Origin of the sequence: Bradyrhizobium sp. ORS 86 (assembly GCF_045571475.1) — a bacterium.
Lineage (GTDB): Bacteria > Pseudomonadota > Alphaproteobacteria > Rhizobiales > Xanthobacteraceae > Bradyrhizobium.
The window spans coordinates 1,948,679-1,970,016 of sequence record NZ_CP120699.1; the positions used below are offsets into that span (position 1 = coordinate 1,948,679).

Genomic DNA, 21,338 nt, shown 5'->3' on the forward strand with positions numbered 1-21,338 from the left:
TCAAGCAACTTTCAAGGTTTCGCCACCGATCTCGCGGTTGCAGGGACAGAGCTCGTCGGTTTGCAGCGCGTCCAAAACGCGTAACGTGTCCTTAGGGCTACGGCCGACATTGAGGTTCGTGGCATAGAGGTGCTGGATGGTGTTGTCGGGGTCAGCGATAAAGGTGTAGCGATAGGCGACACCGTCTGGCGAACGCACGCCGAGGCCGTCGACAAGCGCTCCCTTGGTGTCGGCAAACTGCCAGATAGGCAAATTGCGCAGGTCCTCGTGCGCGCGCCGCCAGGCCAGCTTGCAGAACTCGTTGTCCGTCGAGCCACCGAGCACGACCGCCTCACGATCGGCAAAGTCTTTGGACAGCCGAGCAAACTCGGCGATCTCGGTCGGGCAGACGAAGGTAAAGTCCTTGGGATAGAAGAAGATGATCTTCCATTTCCCCGGGAAGCTCTTTTCAGTCAGCGTCTCGAACGCGCTCTGTCCTTCTTCTTCGTGCGCGTGAAACCCGGGCTTCACGCCAGTGATTTCGAACGGTGGCAACTTACAACCAATTCCGAGCATGCTTGTCCTCACTAAAATTGCTCCGCAGGGATCCTGAAGCATGGGCGAAGCAAGCGACATGCCATTTGTTCGCAAGATGCAATTGTCGACGGTGCAGCAAGGAAGGCGCATCATGGGCGTTGGAACCCCAGTTTGGCTTAGAACTGCCTTCACCCGGATCAAGACGAGTTGCGGTCGCGGACGCCTTTGAGCCAGGAGTCGAAGCGATGCGTCCGTCTAAGTCGAGTGCTGACGCGGTCGTAGGGCTTCACAGGGCGGAACCCAACACAGCCGGGTTTGCCGGGCCCGCGCTGAACAGCACGCCCGTAAATACAACTCGTCACGTCATGAATGAAAGAGTTTAAGGCTGCTTCCGCAGATGACGAGTGAATCGGCCGGATCGTCGGGGATCCGCCGTCGTCGATCGCGTCGGGACCGTGATCAGCCTGTCGGGTATGATCGTTCCCAGATGGCTGTGGCTGGAATTGTGTACGCGGATGGCCGCCAGGTGCTTGTCGACACGGTTCCACCATCGCGCCATGCATTGGCGCTCGCACGCAAGCGTCGTGAAGGCGTCCCCGGTGAAAGCCCGCCAGTCAGCAAGACATTTTGCGGGGACGGCCGTAAGAAGTGGCAAGCCATGCACGATCGCATCAGAAAATTCGGCGCGTAGGCCCTGGCCCAATGCCTCCTGGCTGGAGAATTTGTTGATCACGATAAGATCGGCGTTCTCGTTGATCGCCCGGGATACGACGCTTGCGGCTTCGGCAAGTCCACTCGTATCGAGCTTGCAGGAGGTCGCTCCTGTCCCAGGGATTGACAGATCGAAATCTCGCGTCCTGTCGCAATGTCGACCGCGAGCATGATCGTCGTGCCGTTTGCGTTCTCGACGTATCGTTGGACAATCCCGCCGACTCGTGCGCCTTGATGAGCGAGATCCTGAGCAAAGTCGGCGAGCAGGGCATCGACGTGGTCTTCGGGCCGGTAGAGAATGGCGGCCAAGAAATTTGGATCGATCTCGCCAAATGCGGTGGTCATGGTTTGATCCTATTGTTGCTCATTCGCCCGCGTCGCAGCCGCCACGGCGCGCGGTGACGGATCGAAGGCAGCGACCGGCAAGAAGCGCGCGACTTCGGCGAAAACGTCCATCCCGTCGGAGAGCCCCAGGGCATCGAAGGATCGACGCGGAATGCGCGCCAGAATCTGGGCGGCTGAGCCTCCAATTTCGAGCGCGAGCACCAACGTGGCCTCAGCCGCGTCGAACGGCATCGAGGCTTTGATGCGTGCCGGAATGATATTGAGGATCGAGCTCGCGCGCGGCGCCTCGCGCGCGACGCTGACGTCACGGGCCGCAATGCGCAGCCGTCGCCGGGTGCCTGGCGCAAGCGGCGTCCCGGGCACCAACAGGCGCGCGCCTTTGAGGCGCAGGATGATTAATCCATATCGTCCGTCGTAGCCGCTGACGACAGCGTCAAGACTGACTGCGGCATCGCGGCGCGAGGCAAGTGGCAGGGCAGGATCGCTTTGCAAGGCCTGTAACGGGCCAGCAGCGGTCACGGTTCCATGTTCCATCATGACCAGATGATCGGCAAAATGTTCTATATCGGCCGCATGATGGCTGAGATAGATCATTGGCAGTGTAGGATTTTCGTGCAACCGCTCAAGGAATGGACGAATCTCTCGATTTTGCGCAGCGAGCAAATCCTCCACCACGAGGAGCTGGGGTTTTGACAACAAGGCGGAGCCTATCGCGACACGTTGCCGTTCGTCGGCCGACAGAGTTGAGGCCGAGCGGTCAAGCAGCGACGCCAGGCCAAGCAGTTCGACCACTTCATTGCAGTCAACCTTGGTTGGTGTGGACTTGGCGGCGGCGTAAAGCAAGTTGCGTCTGACGGACAGCTGCGAAAACAGGATCGGGCGCTGGGCAACATAGGCGACGGGGCGCAGATGCGGCGGGCGGAACCTGGCCTCGTCCTGCCACACCTCACCATCGAGCGCACAGAAGCCGGCCGGCAGGCGCGTAAAGCCGGCGATGCAGCGCGCGACGGTCTTCTTGCCGCAACCTGGCGGGCCGACGATCGCGGTTATACCCTTGGCCGGTACGCTAAACTGCGCATCAAGCGGGATGCGCCCGCGAGAGCCGCTGAACGCAACTTCGATACAGCCTGGTTTTGCTGCTCTCACTTGTCGGCGCTCATGCTGCAAATTTCGATTAAGGCAACAAGCAGGATCACCGCAAGCAGCAAGATCAGCGTGCCGCCAACGAGCCAGTTCGTTTCGCTCCAGCGTGACGTCTGCATCACGGCGATGCCATAAGGCGCGGCCGCAGCATTGCAGGTTGACAGCTGTACGATAGGCGGCGCTTTGAATAGTTCCGTGCCGTTTACGAGGGCCGCAGTCGAGCGCCGCAACGCGTGCCGGCCGATCACACAGCTGAACAAGGTTTTCGCACTTGTGGGACGATGCTCGACCAGTCCGATCGGACGCAGCACCGCTTGTGGGGCCTGGCCGCATTGCCCGCGGGTCGTGATAAAGTCAAAGGTGGCCTCGCGCCCTGCGTTTTTGCAACGTGCCGCAATGACGTCGGCTGGCCGTGTGGACTGCGGGCCTATCACCAAAGTACGGTTTATTGCCAGCGCATCTGCGTGCACAGGCTGCGTCAGAGTTGCATCGATTGGGATCAATTGACCAGGCTCATCGCGACTCCAGAAGCCGGTACTGCAACCGCTCTTGCCGCTGCAGCACCTTGCGCCCCATCCCAGCAAGCTTCGTGCCGCTCGAGCAATACTGTGCCGAACAGTTTTCGCGCCAATCGAACCGAGGACAGGTGGCTCAGCGCCGTACTCTCGAATGGCTGCGCGTTATGCTCGGGTCTTCGACGTTGCAGTCCTCCAACCGCATATCGCGGATGGGAGAGATGGTCGGACGGCTCTGCGTTGAACTGTCAAGGATGAGTTCGTCTGACGATGTGATGACCGAGACGTCTACCGTGGGCATAAGCCGACATTGTTGGAATGTGTACGATCTCGATCTCATCGATCGAGCTACCCGAGGGAAATGCGTCGCCCGACGGCTACTGTGATGGCATTGACCCCTTAGCTAGAAGTTTAGTGATCTCTTGGACGGACCTTTCAGAGATTTCAGGCATCTATGCTTCATGAGCATCACGATCGACCTCCTCGCACGACTTTGGCGACCATCGCGCCAAGAGTGAGCACCGTGCGCCCAAGCGCAAACTCCCGAACGATTTCCTGATTTCATCGAGCAGCACGCCGGCAGGCCTTGTCTGAGAGCGCACAAATTCGCGCCTCACTCGCTCGTGCTGGCACATAGGACTGGCCATGGCTATCGCTTCGCTGCGCATCAGCGCCCCCAAATCCCCCTATCGGGACTGCGACATCACACTCGTGGAGGCAGCGGACCCAACGGCAGCGTAAGTGTCATGTGCACCGATGCGGAGACCGGCTTGATCATAGGCAGCCCGTCCATCGCGTCGAGCCGCTGCGATTATCTGCGAAATGTCGGAGCAGACGAGGTCATCCGCCTGATCGGCGGCACCTACCGCCTAGCCTCGGTCGCTGTCGATATCGGAGCGCAGGATCTCGCCAGGCGGAGCCGTCGGATAACGGACGAGTTGCGGTTAGCCCCACGGTTGTGGCGACGGACACGGCGACGACGAGGTTCGTGAACGGCTCCGTGCATTGCGCTCGAACACTTGCGTCGACGGCGTCGCCTCATTTGCGCTTGCCGGGTGCTATGCTGACGGCGAAATGGGCCGGGCGCAATGGTGCATCGTGCGTCAGCTGGTCGACAGCTAAACCTGGCAGTTGAAGACCTCTCTACCCGGAATGGCAGCTCCGGCTTGATCCGCTCACGACCTTGGGCGGGCGTTCAGCACTCTTGGTTGGCAACGGCGGTCTTTGATCTCTGCTTTGTCATTCAGGTGATGTTCGTCCGTCGTGACGACTCAGGCTTTGAAAAGTGCCGGTCTGACGCATTCCCTTGCTTGGTGACAGCAGAGGTTGGATCTATGGACGCAGGACGGGCTCAGCGGGGCGCTCGCACGACTTCCGAAACGTCGGAAACTGGTGAAACTTCCGAACCGAGGGAGCGATGGGGCGAAGCCATGACACTGGCGAGGGCGTCTGCCGCCGATCAGACTCCTCGCGAAGCTTCGGCTCCGAGCGAATCGCCGCGCAATCAGGTTGCGGAGAACAGGGCTGCCGAAGAGGGGCAGGGCGAGAACACGAACGGGCCGGAGGCGACGAGGCGAACGAGAGCTTGGGAAGAGGCGGGCGATATCGATGAAGCGCTGGATTTGTCGTCATTGTCCCTGACCACCTTGCCGGCTGCTCTCCCGGCCGGCCTCCGCCGCCTGAATCTTGACGACAACCAGTTGACCACTTTACCCCATCCTCTTCCGGCCGGTCTCCGGCGGCTCTATGCCAGCGGCAATCGCCTATCCAGTCTGCCCGACCTTCCTGCCGCACTGCGGCGGCTTTACGCCATCAGCAATCGGCTAACCAGCCTGCCCGCTGAGCTGCCGCCCGGGCTCCGCCGCCTGAACGTCAACAGCAATCGGCTAACCGATCTGCCCGACCTTCCACCAACACTTCAGGAGCTCGATGCCAGCGGCAACCATCTGACCAGCCTGCCCGCCCTTCCAGCCGGGCTCGAGCGCTTGAACGTCGACTATAATCAGCTGGCCGATCTCCCCGATCCCCTTCCGGCTGCGCTCGAGTGGCTCAGCGCCAGCCACAATCGGCTAACCAGCTTGCCCGAGACTGTCCCGTCAGAGCTCCTATGGCTTGATGCCAGCAATAACCAGTTGACCAGCGTGCCCGAGCCCCTGCTGGCCCGGCTAGGTCGAGAGTCCAGCATCAACCTGGAGGATAATCCGCTGCCCGAGGAGGTGCAGGCCAACCTGATGACGGCCCTGCAGTCTGGGGACTACGCTGGCCCGCAGGTGTTTTTTACAGGGGATGAAGGGGTCGCACAAGTTCAGGCGCGCTCCTTGTCCGATGTTGTCGCGGACTGGCTCGTTGGTGAGCCGAAGATGGTGGCCGCCTGGCAGGGCTTCGCCCAAGAACCGGGCGCCCAGCAATACGCACACTGTCTGGACAGGCTGAGAGGTACCGTGAACTACGGCAATGAGACGTTCCGGCAGGCGGTGCGCGATGACCTGAGGCAAGCTGCGATCAGGCCGCGATTGCGCGAGCAGTACTTCCAACTCGCCCTCGACGCGAGCACGAGTTGCGAAGATCGCATCACTTTGACTTGGAATGGCATGCAGACCGCCCGTCTGAACGTTGATGTCGAGGACGGGGTCTATGACGGGCGGCTCGAGGAACTGCTCCAGCACGGTCGTGTCATGTTCCGCCTGGAGACGCTGGACGGCATCGCGCGCGACAGGGTCAAGTCGCTCCGCCGCGCCGATCCGGACTCCGACGTCGACGAGATCGAAGTCTACCTTGCTTACCAGAATCAGCTGCGTGACCCGCTGGAATTGTTGCACATCGCCCCCGACATGCGCTTCTTGGCCGTCTCGCACGTCGATCAGAACGACGTCGCTGCGGCTGAGACATTCGTGCGGAACCAGGAGAAAACAGGGTTCGCCGATTATCTGGCAACGCGCTGGCAACCTTGGGCGACGGTCGCGCGCCGTATCGCGCCCAAAGACTACGAAGCGATGGAGAAGCGGCTCGCCGATGCAGTAGAAAATGAATTCAAGACTCGCTTGGCCCAAAGCCTCGCCGCGCTTCAGATGACCGCAGACACCCAGGCATCCTCTTCCACGTCCTGGTTGCAGGATGCCGAGCGGGAGCTTGGAGCCGAGATCAGCAGCAAGCTCGCTTGCGAGATCAAGGGCGATCTCCTGCGCAAGGTGCTCACAGACCGAGGGCTTGCGCTCTGAAGCGGTCCTCCAAGGGCAAGGGCCGTCGATCCATCCGCAATCGTCATTACAGTCATGACCTTTTCGGAGATCGACGCCGCAGATGGCAACGGCCTCTTCATTTCTCCTGCATTTGTAGTGTGCGCTGCTCGGATCACGCAAACCAGCAGCCGCAAATCGTTCCCGATTCCGGGAGCCAGCCGCCTGGTTAGCTCGCCGCGCGGCGATTGGCGCGAGCTTGCGATCTGGCGTTCATTTGGCCTTGAGTCCCGAGTGCGACAGCCCTGCCGCAAGCAAGTCGCTCGAATTGTGCTGTCGCTCTGTCGGCATTGGCAACAACCGCTGCGCACAACCTTCGACAGTCGGTTGTGCGCCGGGCGGCCAGGTCGTCGGCATCGGCGACCGCCATGCTGCATGCTCGCGCCCGGGCCTCGACATGTGCAACGCAGGACATATTTTCGCGCCCGACGTTTAAAGGGCTTGAATCGCACGTAGCGTCAGGTCGTACGATCTGAAGTACAAGGCGACGGCCCCGAAGCCTCACGATGGATAACAAACGTTGCGAATGTCCAAAGACTTCAGTCTCGCTCTGCCCGAGGCCGCTGCATGCGCCTTGCGTCGCTTACGCCCCGCGCGGGTAACGTCCCTGCGTTTGCGGCCTGAGCAGGGCATTCCATTCGGGGTCAAACCGGGGCGCCTTCGCTTTACCGCTGTGCAGCGACGGCGTACCAGGATCAGGCCCCATCTTGGCTGGCCCGCGTGCTCGTCTTTGCGGACGAAGGTAGCCAGGCTTGCGAGGTCACTGAAATCGCATGACGGGTCGATTGCGTGGCCGTAAATGGCTTCGTTTTCCTTGTGCGGCTACTTCGTCACCAACGTCTTGGACGCGCGCGTGCAAGAGGAGCGAGCGGTGCGCGGTTTGACGTCGCTCTAGCTCTGAGGTTCCTCATCCAGCATCGCCGCGTGGATCATTCCCTTCGGCCCTCGGGGCTCCCAGGTCATCGGTTGGCCGTAGAATCATCAACTATAGTTACGCAGGACGTTCGAGACCGGCCATGTATCAAGCCGCACAAATCGAGACGTCCCGATCTCGATTCGTGGCGCTGTTCAACAGCAAGCGAAGCCAGTCTCAGCCGCGAGGTTGTGGCCGTCTCGAGAACGATGATCAGCAAGCGCCTTGGGAGCGCCGCCTGGTCGCAAACATCGCGTTCCCTGCCTCGCCGCTTTGGCAGCTTCCACCTGTTCTCCGGTAGACGGGTGATGTTGCGCATTCAAACAATCCTGGAGGACGTGCGGGTCAAGAGAGATGCCGTGAACCAAGGGTCGCGCACTCGTTGGATCTATAAAGGACCTCGCTTTGCGACGGCTATCGCGGTCGTGGCGATAATAACGGCTTTGTACACGGAACACGCACGTGCTCGAGCGGTAGAAGCAGAGGACGCATTGTCGTCTTGCAGGTTGGATTTGACGCGCTTTTGTGGCCACTTTACTGGACGTCAGGATACGGATGTCGTTATGTTCTGTCTCAGAGATAACTTCAAAACCTTGCGTGCTGAATGCCGTCGCGCCATTCCGGTCGCGACGGAACGAAAGGAAAGCGCGAAACGAGGCGGCGTCCACAAGAAGGCAGCGTCGCGTGTGATCCGTCGTGAGAAACCATCGAAGCGGTCGATTCGGAAACGGTGACGGAATGAGTTTCCGAACCGATGCTCCACGAAAGTCTTCATCACGCTGAGTGAATCGAGGTTGATCAATCGGGTAGGAAGCGGGAGGAGACGAGTTTGCTCGCGTCTCGGCCAAGATGTGTTCTTCGACAATGTGCCCGATCCTCGTCACTTATTGATGTTCTAACGACGCGTACCTCGATTGACGTCAGAACCGCAGCGTCAGAGGAAATGTTGTCGCCAAGAGTCGCTCAAAAGTAGAATGTTGCTCAAGCAGGCGCTTTTCAAGGGCGTGTCGTTCCGCGTCCGGCAACTCGGCTTCGAGCAACCGACGACAACGCCAAATGCTGTTTCTTACCGATCTTATCTCGCTCAATCTGTCGTCAATTGACGTCATCACGCAAGCTGACCCGACTTTCAAGTCGCCAAGAAACCCGTCCAATCTCCCAATCTTAGGCAGCCCTCCCACGAAGCGATGTTCAATTCGATTAAGTCGCTGAGGAGAGCCTGTCACAGATTGCTTAGGTGGTCAGGAGAGCGAAGGCATGGTGTGCACGAAGGCCCTCATCAATCGATTATCATCTTGTCACTGCGCATGTGTTGGAATTTGCCGCAGGTCGAGAGGTTTCCCTGCGTTATGGTCATCTACGGTGCGGAATTCATGCGCGCTCCTACCAAGCTTGGTGGGCGCGCATGAGAGAAGTTCTTTCTAGACGGGCGAATCAAACGTGACGCGGGATACGCTCGTCTCTCTGGGGCCGAGTCCACAAGGACGATGTGCTCGTGCCGGGATCGACTGCGAAGATATCAGCGGTTGATCACGAGCCATGGTCGGGCTTTCTCGCCTCAGCTGATGGGAGGGCTGGAATGGCTTCTTGGTCGAAGCCGGCGGTCGGTCCGGGGTCGAACCGGCCGGGTCCTGATCTCGTCTCGACGCTGCCAGTATTGACATGAGCGTGGCCGACCTTGTTCATCGGCGGGTGCTCGGATCTGCGCCTAGACGAGAGCAGCAGTTCGCAAGCCGTTGTGACGATGCGACCGCCGATGGCGCTAGCGCGACCGGCGCGTCCGCTCGCGGCGATCCAGACCGCGCCCGGTCGCACGCCGAGTTCCGGGCGCGGCAATCGCCTCTTCGGTCAACGAGCGGGGTGCGTGCGCTCATCAACGTCACGGAATAGGCTATCTCCGCATCTGCGTCCAATTGGAACACGCCAATCGCGCTCGAACCAATCAACAGAACGAACCGACCGTGCTCGATACCTCAGGTGGCGCGAGCAGGCGGCCTTCCTCCATGGCGGGCCATGCCACAAACCCGCGCTGTGATACCCGGCTGAGCGTTTCGGTCAGGTGTACGTCGCTCTCTGCATAGGCCAGTTTACCGCTTGAACCTTACGTCGCGTCAGGTTGTAGGTTCGAAAGGCGATGAACGAGGCTATGCCGCGCAGGGATCATGATGCATTGGCACTCAAACTCGAGCAGCTTGCTCATCCTCAGTTCTCTCGGTGGGAGGGGCTGTTGGTTAACCCCAGGTCCACCGAGCGTCAGGAAAAGCTGACACGCCAGCAGTTGATTGGTCCTAACGAGGAGCCTCGCGCCATGTGGCACAGAACGATCGAATGGCGTGACCACTGAAACGCTTTCGTGAAGGCTGCAGCCGCGCTCGCGATCAGGTCGGCCCGATCGATCAGTGACGGGAGGCTTGGCACGAGGCAGTTCATCTCCACTCTTGGGCGCCGGATGGGCGCATCGCTCGCATGGCCACGAGGGCGCTCGTGGGGGAAGTACGGGAGGTCTGATGTTCGCGCAAACGAAGCTCGATGCCGCGCTGAGTGAGATTGAACGGGCTCGCAACATCGCGGAATTCTCGACTGCGGTGGTCAGCCACGACAAGCAGTTGCGGATGACCGAACAGGCAGTGTTCTTGCAGAAGGCTGCTGCGGAGTTCCAGCGTAGATTCTTGACATGCTTCGAGGAAACCATCCGTGCGAGAAAATCGTGGGGCTACGCCACGACATGCAATGCCGTTAGCCGAAGGGCCGGTGGTCAGCCAGGCATGGAGGCATGCGAAAGGATAGCTGCCCAGTTATCGCGGTTTGATGACACCCTGATCAGGAAAGTCGGGATCAGGGCGCTGTCGATTTTTGCATCGTCATTCGGGCGCCATCCCAGAAGAGCGGAATGCCGCAACGGAGCAATCAGAATTGCCAAGTTCTGTCGCGATGAGAGCAGGTCACTTCGGGAATTGAACAATTTGAGCCTGGCAGCACTGGTAAATGGATTTTGCAAATGGCCGGAAGAGGCGGCCTTTCGCGAGGCCACCCTTGCGATCGCCGGTGAGATCACTTCCCGCGCGGGCGGCCGCGGCCGGCTCGCTGATTTTACGCAGCAGGGAATGGCAAACCTGGTGAACGGCTTTTGCAAATGGCCAGGAGAGCCAGCGTTATGCCAAGCCGCGGTCGTGCTCGCCCGTGAGGTCCAGCGCCGTGCCGCGCAGTTGCCAGAGTTTGCCCCCCAAGGATTGTCCATCCTGGTGAACGGTTTCAGCAAGTGGCCGGAAGAACCGGCGTGTGGTCAAGCCGCGGTTGCAATCGCGCATGAGGTCGTTCGGCGTGCCAAATGGTTTGATAGTTTCAGCCAGCAGGATTTGGCGAACCTGGTGAATGGCTTCAGCAAGTGGCCAGATGAGGTAGGCGCTCGTCAAGCGACAGTCGCGATCGCGCAGGAACTGCTTCGTAGTGCCGCCCAACTGCGTGGCTACACTCAGCAAGGCCTTGCGAACCTGGTGAATGGCTTCAGCAAATGGCCTGAGGATGAAGTCTGTCGCAGGGCCACCATCGCGATCGCAGGTGAGGTCCTTTACCGCGACAGCCAACTTCCGGATCATACTCATCAAGGATTGGCAAACCTGGTGAACGGCTTCAGCAAATGGGCGAACGAGGTGATCTCTCGTCAGGCCGCCGCCGCACTCGCTCGAGAGATCCTGCGCCGGTCCCCGCGGCTAGGTGATTTTACCCGTCAGGGATTGGCGCTCTTGGTGAACGGCTTCAGCAACTGGCCAGAGGCTCCGCCGTGCGGCCAAGCGGTCGTCGTGCTTGCGGGCGAGGTCCTCCGGCGCGCCAACCCTGAGACAGGACTGCCGGGTTTTACTGCTCAAGACCTGAGGGGGCTCGTGATGGGTCTCAGCAGATGGCCGGGGCAGGTGGCGTCTCGCCAAGCCGCAATCGCGGCTGCCGATGAGATCAATCGCCGTGGTATCGGGCTCTTTGATTTTACGCGGCTCGAAGCCGAGAGGTTGATCAACGCTTTTAGCCAATGGCCCGAAGAGGTCGCGCGCCACTCTGCCATAGTGGATATCACCACGGAGCTCCAAGTCATACAGCGTCAAACCGTAGCGAATTGCATTGGAGAGAAGCGATTAGATCACGCGCTCCATTCGGCGACAGACATAAGGGGTCTTTCGCAAGCAATCGTCGACCCGCATGGTGCGAAGACGCCGAAACCCGGAAGCCGCACGCAGCATAGCTCTCGCGGATCCATCCATGGTACGCAGATTCCCTAAGGCCGAGCCAATGCTTAGAAGAAAGCAACCCTTGATCCAGGCTGAGAACGACGTGGTCGAGCATATGCTCTCGTCATTGACGGCAATCTCATTGCAGAACCGCATTGCGCCCACCGATAAACAGGTGATGCATCATTTTGGGCTTGCTTGCGAAAGAGCGGGACTGATCGCAACGGATGAATCGACGATCCGGATCCTAAAGCGTGTCTCTCGAGAGATCCACGGGGCGCGGTCGGTGTTGGAGTTCATCGCTCGCGATGCGCGTCGACTACAGTGAAACAACTGCAGTGGTCGGTATCCACTGAACTGGAGCTATACGCTAGCTGGGTCTGCTCGGCCCGATCACTTGGCGACTATCAGAAGATCAGACGGCCGGACCGGCCTTGACGAGAATTGATGCCGTTATCCTAACGCGCGATGCGCGCCGAGCTCGACAAGCCGACTGTGCCAGGCATGTCGCGAACATAGGCTTCGACAGCGCCGGTGAAGCGGCGCATTGAATACAGCGATCCGGTCGAACCTCAGCATGGACAGCGGGCACGTCGGCCTTCCATACAAGCCTCGTACTCAGTACCGCCGTTGCATGATCAGGCTCAGTTCCAAGTCCCGAAACATCGTGTAGTTCCGTCGGATCCATTGATGCAACTCGGTTGACCAATCCCTCTCGTGGCGCAGATATCCGGTAAAAGAGAAATTCAGTCGATCTATGTAGGCCTTTAGAAATATCGGTAGCGCAGGGATGTAGAGCACAGGTCCGTCATTCATGTTCTCGGGCAATCCGCCGCGCAGCACGAATTCATTATGAACGGTGACAAGATTCCCTGGCGGAATCTGTCGCCGCAGCATTTCATAACTCCGCCAGGAGATCCGATCGGCGCCTGCGACGAACAGGATGATCGGCGCGACATACTGGCGCGCCGTCTCCTTCATGAACCCGATCTCATCGCACATCTTGAAGAACTCGTCAAAGGCATGGAAACCGAGATCAATCACCTTGGCCACCCGATCATGGATGATCAGCGGGTCCACTAGCTGCATCTTGCCGTAAGTGTCGATCACGTCCGCTGTCTCGGTGATCCTTGGCAGGTAATCCAGCAATGATGGCTCCTTCAAATTGACGTCGAAGGAGAGCGCCGTGCCGTTCTTCAGCAACAAGAACTCGCTCACGAGGCGAGCGACAAGGGTTTTGCCGACCTGAGGGCTCGGAGAGCAGATGATGTAGACGGGTGTTGCTAACATCGCCAGCAATATCAGTCGAGTGTCGTACCAGGGCTGCCCTTGACTCGCCAACTATGCGTCTATTTCTCGCCGCCGCGGGTCACTGATTTGGCGCCAGCCAATTCTGTCAAGCTGATGCGGTCGTATTCACTCCAGACATTTGCGAGCCAATGCCGGACATAGCCGCGTAGCACGAAGGAGTAATTCGCAGGCTCGTCGTTTCGCGCCTTGTTCGCGATGAAGTCCACGAACGGGACTGCGGCCACTTCGACCTGCTCGTAGGCCATCTCGTTGAGCTTGGGGATGGTCAGCTCTGTTGCATACTTGATACGCTGGAAATACGAATTGTAGGTGGATTGGTCCCACTGGAAGAACTGCGTATCATTGATGAAGTTCTTTACCAGAAAATATTTTGCGCCGGCCATGAAGGATGCAGTCTCGGCGATTTCGTCAAGCGAAGCGATCGACGGCCCGAGGATGTGGAATACAGCGAAAGTGATCTGGCCCGACCGTGCTGCCTCCAGAAAGCCGATGTCGCGCAGCGAGCCGAGCGCTGAGGATAGCAGGCCGGCCCGAGCATCAATCACCGTGACCGATAGTCCCGAATTGAGAGTATCAAAGATCTTCATCTGATCCGAAGTCGTCGTCATGTCGACGATCTCGGTGATATCCGGATAGAAGCGCTTCAATGTTCCCCGTGGTGATTCCGTATCGAATGCGCGTGTCTGCACACTATTGGCGCTGAAGTAGTCCAGAAGCGTTCTGGACACTGTCGTCTTGCCGACGCCACCCTTATCTGCACCGACCACGATCACAACTGGCTTCACCATAGAAATCTCCTGGGACACTCACCATCGCGGACGCGACATGCGTCTGCGGCAAGCGTGTGCTTTGGCTGCGAACATGGCAGAACGAGGGACGCTCGAACGTATGATGCAGAACCGAGTGAGTGATGGACAGCTTTATTGCCAAGCTGACATGACGGCGCACACAACGAGCGACAAAAGATCAGAACGGAGATGTCGATGCCAATGTTGATGTTGAGCTGTGTTCGAATGTTCAGTACGGCGCCCCGCAAATGGCAGGCCATGGAGATGAAAGTCGATCGTATCCCGAGCCGCAGCTTGGAATGCTGGCCAGCGCAACGGGTTGAATCTGACGTTGCGTCAGGTTGTGGACCTGTCACGGAGATAACCGGAGCGATGAGGGAGCAACTGTGTGCGGCCAGCTGCCAGCGGCGAACTTGCGATCAAGAAGCGGATAGATCCGGTCTATCGTGTTGCAGACGCCTATGGCGGTTAGCGATGGCAGACCGCGTGCGCATGTCACTGAGAGGCGGTAGCATAATCGGAAGGCTGGCGCGGTTCGCGAGATGGATTGCAATTCCATCCGCTCTCGTCACCAGGCCCGGGGTGGTGCCCAGCAATCGGATGCTTGACCGAGAACCCAAGGTTGGCGAACTGAAATCTCGTTGCGGCTGCCGGGAAGCGATGTCGCTAACCACGCGAACCTGACGATGACGTCCTTGAGTGACAATTCGTGAGGCCATCCGGAACGCAAGCCGCGTAAAATTGACGACGGCCGGCAACAAGCGTGTCAACAATGGGCAGTGCGGGGCTCTGCCGGTGGCAACACTTTCGCGGCCTGGACCACAGCTTGCAGCAAGTCCGATGCCCGAGACCCATGAGCGCGGCTTAGCGCGCTCGAGAGCTTGAAACAGCAACGGCTAGCACCGGCGAACGGTCGGGCGTGCCGCGCCCTGGCGGGCCGCCACAAGATGGTCTCTCAGCTTGGACCAGGCGCGCCATGGTTGGCGCTTGAGAACGTATAGCCACCGGACGTTCTCAGACATTCACAAAGCGGGAGTTTGTCGGAACTCATGCCCACAGCATCAGTGGCCCTGCGCCGCCCAAATGCGGTGTTACGGTCCGTTGTCATATCCGGTTCCGTCTGGCGCATGACCCATTTTCGTTTTTGTAGTCCGTCCGCTCGCTTACATGAAGTCCTCGTCCCATTCCGGCGTGTGAGCTGGCGCACGCGCGGGGCTGGCGTGATGAGTATTGTGTTCGCCATCGTCGATTTTCGATAAGTATAACGGCGGTTTGTCTTTTCGCTGCCATTTGCCTTCGCTGTTCTTCGTCCACTTGTCGCCGTGGCGGGTCGGGTCAAGCGCCATCATCGAGTGACCCACATCAACAAACTCAATGCTGCCGTGCGGGCTTTCGCTTGTTCGTTGATAGGCTGAGAGAGCAGCAATGGTCGCTCGCCGTCACGCCGAAGCTGGTGTCCAGCAGAATATCGCCTGCGTTGTCCACAAGCGGGTGAGTGACCTGAAAACTTACAACGGATGTGGCGATCCGTCCTGGAAACTGCTGCTGCCATTGTTCTCCTTCGAACACATCGCTCATATCATCTGCGGATACCCTCCGTGCGAAGAAGTCCAACACTCGTACTGACTAACTGGTAGCTGAAATATCGTGCGTCCTTCGAACCAGAATCCGTTCCGCCGTGGTTGTAAGCGACGTCCGCTGCGTGTTCGGCTCTCAACGACACTGAACGCGAGTACCTCTGCGGTCTTGCGGCGATATCCTTTATCTCGTCGCCATAGAAGTCTTTCACTTTCGCCGCAAATGAAGATTGTGAGAGCTCTACCGCAGGCGGATCGGAAGCCGGGGAATACGGCCGTGGAGCTGCCGAAGATGAACTGGCGTGAGAGCCACGCGCTGCTATGGTGTGCCGTCTAGCATGCCGGTAAAGCTCTGGTCCTCGGCATTATCGGAGTTGGGAGAATGGCTGGATTGGATGTTGGATGAGCCGTTGATACGGCCATACATGTCGGTGCGTATTCCTTTCGACAAATGACTTGACGTTGAGTGTGTGCCGCTCAAGCCCTGGAGCAGATAGATATTCACCCAAGCTGACGACAAGATGACGAGGATACGCTAGCATGTGAGAACCGCCTGAGGGGTGCTACTGCGACCGCCGGAGCTCATTGTGGCTCGCTCATCCGCGGTGGTTGGCTAGCGCGGCTGGTTTCGGCCGTTCCGTCAAGTGCGAGCGATAGCCTCAGATTGTTGCGCAACATCGGATTTGCGGGCTCGGCTGCGAGAGCTTGCCGATAGAGGGCCTGCGCCTCACGATGACGACCCTCACTGTCGAGAGCAACTCCCTTCGCGTTCAGGGCGCGTAGATCACCGGGGACGGCACGCAAGACGTTGTCGAGCACCTCGAGCGCTTCATCGGGACGCTTGTGCGCCAGCAAGGCGCGCGCAAGCGGAATCGCCGCATCAACATTACCCGGTTGTTGCTTTAATGAATCTCGCAAGGCGTCCTCATCGGCATCTCGACCAAGGGCGGTCGCGATGCGTTCTCGCGTAGCAGGGTCAATCTCCTTGGTGTTCAACGGCTCTCGCGCTGACGTCTCTGGCGAGAGGCCTGGATTAGTGATGCTGGTGCAGCCTCCGAGCAGTACGATGGCAAGTGAGGTGAAGAGGGCTGAACACACCGGAGGGCGCAACGAGCATAAGTGCCGCCCATCCTTTATCTCATCCGGGCTCATGCGATCTCCTTGCGACTACTGTGTACTGTTAACTGGCGGCGGGGATCGGGTCACGAATCGCTCCTGATGAAGCGCTATCCTTGGCAGCCGTGAGCTTGACCGATCCAATTGGCTGGACGGTGAAATCCGAGGCGAGATCCTGGTAGGACAGAACAGGCAGATCGATCGCGTTGCGGGTAAGAAAGCCGCGCACGAAGCGCCGGATATCCATTGAACCAAGAACTACCGGCCGGCTCTTGCTCCGTGCGATGCTGGAATGGATCTGGCGAAATTGTGAAAGCAGCTTCTCGCTCTGCCAATCCTCTAACACCAGGTAGGGACCGACTGCAGTATCGCGCACCGCGCCACGCACGATCTCCTCGGTCTCACGTTCGATGATGAAGGCGGCCACCACGCGGTGGGCGTTTGCATAGCGATGACAGATTTGTCGTTTCAGACCGGAGCGAACATATTCGGCGAGCAGCACGGCGTTCTGCTCCCGTTCACTCCATTCTGCCAACGCCTCCAGGACCAGGCGGGTATTGCGAATGGGAATCCCCTCGTCCAATAGGCGGCGTAGGACATCAGCGATCCGGGGTACCGGTGTTGTGCGCAGCACTTCCTTTACCAGATCGGCATACTCCTGCTCCATCCGGCCCAGCAGTTGACGCGTCTCCTGAATGCCCACCAAACGCTGTGCGTAGCGTGTCAATGTCGCGTGGACGCGCAAGGCGATGACGTCGCTCGGGCGGTGATGTCCGATTCCGGCGGCTTTGAGAGCCGTCGCATGACCTTGTTCGATCCAGATTCGATTCGTCTCGGGATCTTGCCGAAAGGGGATGCCGCTCAACTCGATGTTCGCCGCGTCATCGTTAAGCACGAGTTGCGTCGGGTCAACGAAATCACCTTCAACCGGCACTCCCTCGACGTCGACCCGGAATTGCGATTCATTTAAGTGTTGGTCGACTTGGGTGGGGATGCGTGGAACCGTGATGCCAAGATCTGAGGAGACCGTTGCCGAGATCTGCCCGATGCTTTGCTCAAGCTCGTGTTTGTCGATTGCATGGATCAGATTCGGGGCGAGGACCAGCGTGATTGGAAGCGCCTCTGCAGGCACGGTCTGCTTCTGAGCTTGGGCCTGAGCCGGAGCCGAACCGCTGGTGCCGGTGCCCGGCTTGGCGGCGGTCTTGCTGCCGGGTATGCCGACCTTGACGAAGCTTGCCGCAGCAAAGAGCGTGGCCAGCATGACGAACGGAGGCAAAGGGAAACCAGGGACGAGCCCCATCACAACCAGGACGCAGGCAGCCAATCGAAGCGCTTGTGTGCTGGCCGTCAGCTGGTTGACGATGTCGGCGCCAAGATTGAGTTTGGAAGGACCGTTGACACGGGTGACGATAGTTGCGGCCGTAATTGACAACAGAAGAGCGGGAATCTGCGAGATGAGCGCATCACCTATTGTCAAGATCGTATATTGATGCAGCGCCTCTTCAAGGGACATGCCCTTGGAGAGTATAGCGATCGAGATGCCTCCGAGCATATTGATGCAGATGACTATGAGCCCGGCGATGGCGTCGCCTTTCACGAATTTCATGGCGCCGTCCATAGCGCCGTGAAGTTGGCTTTCTCGCTCGAGTACGGCGCGCCGGCTGCGAGCTTCGTGTTGATCGATATGACCGTTGCGCAGCTCCGCGTCTATCGCCATCTGCTTGCCGGGCAGCGCGTCCAACGTGAAACGTGCCGACACCTCTGCGACCCGTTCGGCACCTTTGGCAAGAACCATGAACTGCACCATGGTCACGATTAGGAATATGACGATTCCGACCGCGATGTTGCCTGATATGACGAAATCGCCGAACGTCTGGATGATGCTGCCGGCGTCGCCCTCAGCGAGAATCAGCCGCGTCGTTGCGACGGTGAGAGCCAAGCGAAAGACGGTTGAGATCAGGATGACGCCCGGCAGGGACGAGAAGTCAAGTGGGGTGTTGAGATACAGCGCGACCATGAGCAGCAGTATGGCAAAGCCCAGGTTGAAGCCGATCAACATGTCGATCACGACGATGGGGATCGGCATGATCATCATTCCGATCGCCAGAAGAAGCATCAACGCGACCATCAAATCCGGGTGTGCCGGCGCGCGCATGATGAGACTGCGTAAGACGTTGGCCATGATGAGCCTTATTGTTGTTTGATTGGAGCTCTGCTGGCCCGCAACGAGACATAGCGTTTGAAGGTGGATTGCGCCTCAGCCATGCGGCCAGCCTGACGCAGGGCGTGACTGCGCAATAGCATCAAAGGCAGTCGCGAAGACGGCTGGTCGTCAAGTGTGTCAAGCCTGTCCAAAACGGCCAGTGCCTCGTGACCCCGTCGCTCCGAGATGAGAGCGTAGGCCAGCATGCGTAGCAGGTCGATATCCCGAGAATGTTCGTGAGCGACGATGCGCAACAAGGCTAAGCTCTGTGCACTCTGCCCACACGCAAGATGGACATAGGCAAGTGCGCAGAGTAAATCACGCTCCGGCCCGGAGATCAGCACGGCCTCACCGGGTTTTGGAACGTTTGGCGGTCGACCAGGTGGAAGCTGTTGCAGTCCATCCGAATTGGACATTGCTAACCTTTGATCAAGCCGTTGTTATTCTGGCGGAGCAGGATCAACCTTCGCAGCTCCAGCTGCAGAACGGCTATCCCCTCGCGTGAGGCCGCATCCTCTGGCGCGTTCGATAGCGCATCGGCCAAACGTTCGAGAAGAGGGCCGTGTTTCTCTGGGCGCAAAACATCGCAATGACGTAGGCGGGGCGTGACGAAGGCGAGCAGGTTGCCAGCGAGAGTGGGGCCATTGAGGCAAGTCAGTTCCGCGCTACGCGCGACCTCACCGAGCTGAGCGGGGGTACCGCTAGGATTGATGCGCGAAACTGGATCGATCGGGTCGAGCGCTAGTTCGCTCTCGATCGTAGCTTCAGCAGGGAGCTCTCGTGTGTAGGAATCCCCAAAAGCCGACGAGCGGCTCGTGCCTCCATTCCCATCCGTGTTTGCGATCTCGAGGCTCTTTGCTCGAGGAATGAGCGGGGTAATGGAAGGTCCATGATCGTCGACATTGGGCGGGCGAAAGGAGGCGCCAGGCTCGATAGAATGGTTGGGCAGCCTCGTCATGACAGTTTCCTTATCTATGGGGCTGCAACGTTAATAAGGCAGAATAGCAACTTGGCCATTCCGGCTCAGCAGCACACGCCCTTCTTCGATCCCATTGACTGTCCATCCATTATTCAACAGCGCGCCGACGAAATACTTTTGACCAGAAATGACGAGATAAGGGTCGCTTCCGCGCCAAACAGCTTGGACAGCAATGGACGACGGCGTCTTTTCCTCCCTGACGGCTACTGCATTGACAAGCGTATAAGCGCCATTGCTCTGGCGATCGAACCATTTCTGGACTTCCTCCCATTTCGCAAGAGAGGCGGGCGCAAGGGTGCCATTGGCGGTGACAACGCCCGTCCCAGAACCCACTTTGATGTTGAGAAGGCCCGCTCTATCAACTTCCTCTTGCAGCCGTTCGGCCGCTGCAACCGTGGTCGGAGCATCAGCTGCGTTAAGCGCCGATCGTGCCGCAACTGCCGCGGCAGGGGAGGAGGCGGAGCTGGGTGACGCAGCGCTGTCGGTACGAACGAAAAGTCTTGAGATTGTGCCGGCCGTAATGGAGCTGAGCAGGACCAAGGCGAGCGCGACGATCGACACACGCCAGCGGTCGGTACGGCGGACCGGTTGAGAGTCTTCTATCAACCAACGAATGGACATCGCGCCGGCGTGAATGACGGCGGGAAGAGGGACAACAACGCGCTCGTTCGGTGCAATGTTCTCACCTCCATCAACCCGGATTTCGTTGGCAAGAGCCTCGATCTCGATGGCATTGCAATGTGGAGTGACGCGCAGGTGATGCCGTTCGAGACCTTGCTCGACAAATACAAAATCCGCATCGAGGCCGCTGCCAATCAGGGTTGGTCCGGCCTCTGCTGTGCCCGTAAGTCCGCAATACGGTCCCGACAGCACTTCGAAACGGGGGCGATTCTGTTCATTCACGGCCGGCCTCCTGAACAGCGAACAGAGCCGCACGGCAACGCCGTACGACTCAACCCGAGTTCGCAGATTGCGCACCTGGGAAAAGTGGGACGACGGCGTCGTCCCACTTCAACTATTACTGAACCCGCTCGTCGGCGACCTTCTTGACGGTTGAAAGCTCAGTTGAAACGACGCGCACTTCCACGTCCCTCTCCGCAGCCTTCGTGCTGGTGGCGGTCAGGGCCGCGAGTTGCCGATTGAAGGCCGCTTCTCCTGCGGCTTCAGCAGCCGCGGAACCAGCCGCAGAAGTGATAGTGCCAGCTGCCCCACCTGCAGTCGAGGTATGAGACGCACCAACGTTAGGCATATTGTTTCTCCTATTTGTAGGGTGTTACCGCCATTTGCGGCTCCTCTTCGCTGACGCCGCAACGCTCGACGTCAGGAATCCTCGGCAGTCTCAGCCATTACATCGTCAAAACGGCTCATCTGACTACCTAACATTTGGGTGGCGATGGAGCCGAGGGCGACGTTAAACGCTTGACGCATTGCCGCATCCTGCGAGTTATCGGCTGGATTGGCCACGCTATCGACCGGGCTACCTGCACCCGGCGATTGGCGATGATTGCCATCCGCCCGTGCACGGTCTTTGCCGCCACGATTCGCATGCACGTCGGTATCAACGTGCCCACCGCCGCGTGCGTTCGTAATCCGCATCGGGTTCTCCTATCTCGTTCCAGTTAAGCCAGTGGAGGCAACTCTCTCTGCTGACCTCATTGTGGAAGCATTAGCTTTCGACAAGCTGACGAATCAAAAAAATGGAGCGAGCCAATGACAAATCGTCGCTCTTCACGACGATCGCGATCAGTCCGATTTCGCGTGGTGT

Annotated in this window: 15 protein-coding genes and 1 pseudogene; 3 read left to right on the top strand and 13 right to left on the bottom strand. The window is 58.9% G+C overall.

The features are described 5' to 3' along the window. From P6U25_RS08940 to P6U25_RS08955, 4 genes and pseudogenes are all read right to left on the bottom strand, one after another. Positions 1–555 (bottom strand): peroxiredoxin, encoded by a 555-nt coding sequence (locus P6U25_RS08940; RefSeq protein ID WP_280973427.1) that lies wholly within the window; start codon positions 553–555, stop codon positions 1–3. A 340-nt stretch (positions 556–895) separates the two neighbouring features. Next, positions 896–1,572, bottom strand: a pseudogene (locus tag P6U25_RS08945) (DUF2478 domain-containing protein). Positions 1,573–1,581: 9 nt separating this feature from the next. Then, positions 1,582–2,718 carry a molybdenum ABC transporter ATP-binding protein gene (gene modC / locus P6U25_RS08950; protein ID WP_280980779.1) on the bottom strand — a complete coding sequence of 379 codons (1,137 nt, stop codon included), beginning with the start codon at positions 2,716–2,718 and terminating at the stop codon, positions 1,582–1,584. Next, the gene (locus P6U25_RS08955) at positions 2,715–3,218 is read right to left on the bottom strand and encodes a hypothetical protein (RefSeq protein WP_280973424.1); all 504 of its coding nucleotides are present in this window, start codon (positions 3,216–3,218) and stop codon (positions 2,715–2,717) included. The genes modC and P6U25_RS08955 overlap by 4 nt, the downstream gene beginning before the upstream one ends. Positions 3,219–4,564: 1,346 nt before the next feature. On the opposite strand from P6U25_RS08955, the gene P6U25_RS08960 reads away from it, so the two are divergent. The 3 genes from P6U25_RS08960 (at position 4,565) to P6U25_RS08970 (ending at position 11,927) form a co-directional block, all read left to right on the top strand. Further along, positions 4,565–6,448, top strand: coding sequence for an NEL-type E3 ubiquitin ligase domain-containing protein (locus P6U25_RS08960; protein ID WP_280984939.1), 1,884 nt, complete (start codon positions 4,565–4,567; stop codon positions 6,446–6,448). A 3,438-nt stretch (positions 6,449–9,886) separates the two neighbouring features. Beyond that, a complete protein-coding gene (locus P6U25_RS08965; RefSeq protein ID WP_407151048.1) occupies positions 9,887–11,650 on the top strand; it encodes a hypothetical protein in 1,764 nt (587 codons plus the stop codon). A gap of 31 nt (positions 11,651–11,681) precedes the next feature. After that, a complete protein-coding gene (locus P6U25_RS08970; RefSeq protein ID WP_407151049.1) occupies positions 11,682–11,927 on the top strand; it encodes a hypothetical protein in 246 nt (81 codons plus the stop codon). A gap of 290 nt (positions 11,928–12,217) precedes the next feature. Here P6U25_RS08970 and P6U25_RS08975 read toward each other — a convergent pair whose 3' ends face one another. The 9 genes from P6U25_RS08975 to P6U25_RS09015 all read right to left on the bottom strand — a co-directional run bounded on the left by P6U25_RS08975 (position 12,218) and on the right by P6U25_RS09015 (position 21,169). Then, positions 12,218–12,889, bottom strand: coding sequence for a hypothetical protein (locus tag P6U25_RS08975; RefSeq protein ID WP_407152469.1), 672 nt, complete (start codon positions 12,887–12,889; stop codon positions 12,218–12,220). Between the two features lie 59 nt (positions 12,890–12,948). Next, positions 12,949–13,698, bottom strand: coding sequence for a hypothetical protein (locus P6U25_RS08980; RefSeq protein ID WP_407151050.1), 750 nt, complete (start codon positions 13,696–13,698; stop codon positions 12,949–12,951). A gap of 1,163 nt (positions 13,699–14,861) precedes the next feature. Beyond that, positions 14,862–15,047: a hypothetical protein gene (locus P6U25_RS08985; RefSeq protein WP_407151051.1), complete on the bottom strand. Its 186-nt coding sequence runs from the start codon at positions 15,045–15,047 to the stop codon at positions 14,862–14,864. A 22-nt stretch (positions 15,048–15,069) separates the two neighbouring features. Then, positions 15,070–15,276, bottom strand: coding sequence for a hypothetical protein (locus tag P6U25_RS08990; RefSeq protein WP_407151052.1), 207 nt, complete (start codon positions 15,274–15,276; stop codon positions 15,070–15,072). 581 nt (positions 15,277–15,857) lie between these two features. Next, the gene (locus P6U25_RS08995) at positions 15,858–16,271 is read right to left on the bottom strand and encodes a tetratricopeptide repeat protein (RefSeq protein WP_280980776.1); all 414 of its coding nucleotides are present in this window, start codon (positions 16,269–16,271) and stop codon (positions 15,858–15,860) included. 184 nt (positions 16,272–16,455) lie between these two features. Beyond that, positions 16,456–18,573 (bottom strand): type III secretion system export apparatus subunit SctV, encoded by a 2,118-nt coding sequence (sctV, locus tag P6U25_RS09000; protein WP_407151053.1) that lies wholly within the window; start codon positions 18,571–18,573, stop codon positions 16,456–16,458. A gap of 439 nt (positions 18,574–19,012) precedes the next feature. Beyond that, positions 19,013–19,552 (bottom strand): hypothetical protein, encoded by a 540-nt coding sequence (locus P6U25_RS09005; RefSeq protein ID WP_407151054.1) that lies wholly within the window; start codon positions 19,550–19,552, stop codon positions 19,013–19,015. A 30-nt stretch (positions 19,553–19,582) separates the two neighbouring features. Then, complete coding sequence (locus tag P6U25_RS09010; protein WP_407151055.1) at positions 19,583–20,476, bottom strand: hypothetical protein; 894 nt, start codon at positions 20,474–20,476, stop codon at positions 19,583–19,585. 417 nt (positions 20,477–20,893) lie between these two features. Next, positions 20,894–21,169 carry a hypothetical protein gene (locus P6U25_RS09015; RefSeq protein WP_407151056.1) on the bottom strand — a complete coding sequence of 92 codons (276 nt, stop codon included), beginning with the start codon at positions 21,167–21,169 and terminating at the stop codon, positions 20,894–20,896. Positions 21,170–21,338: the final 169 nt, after the last annotated feature.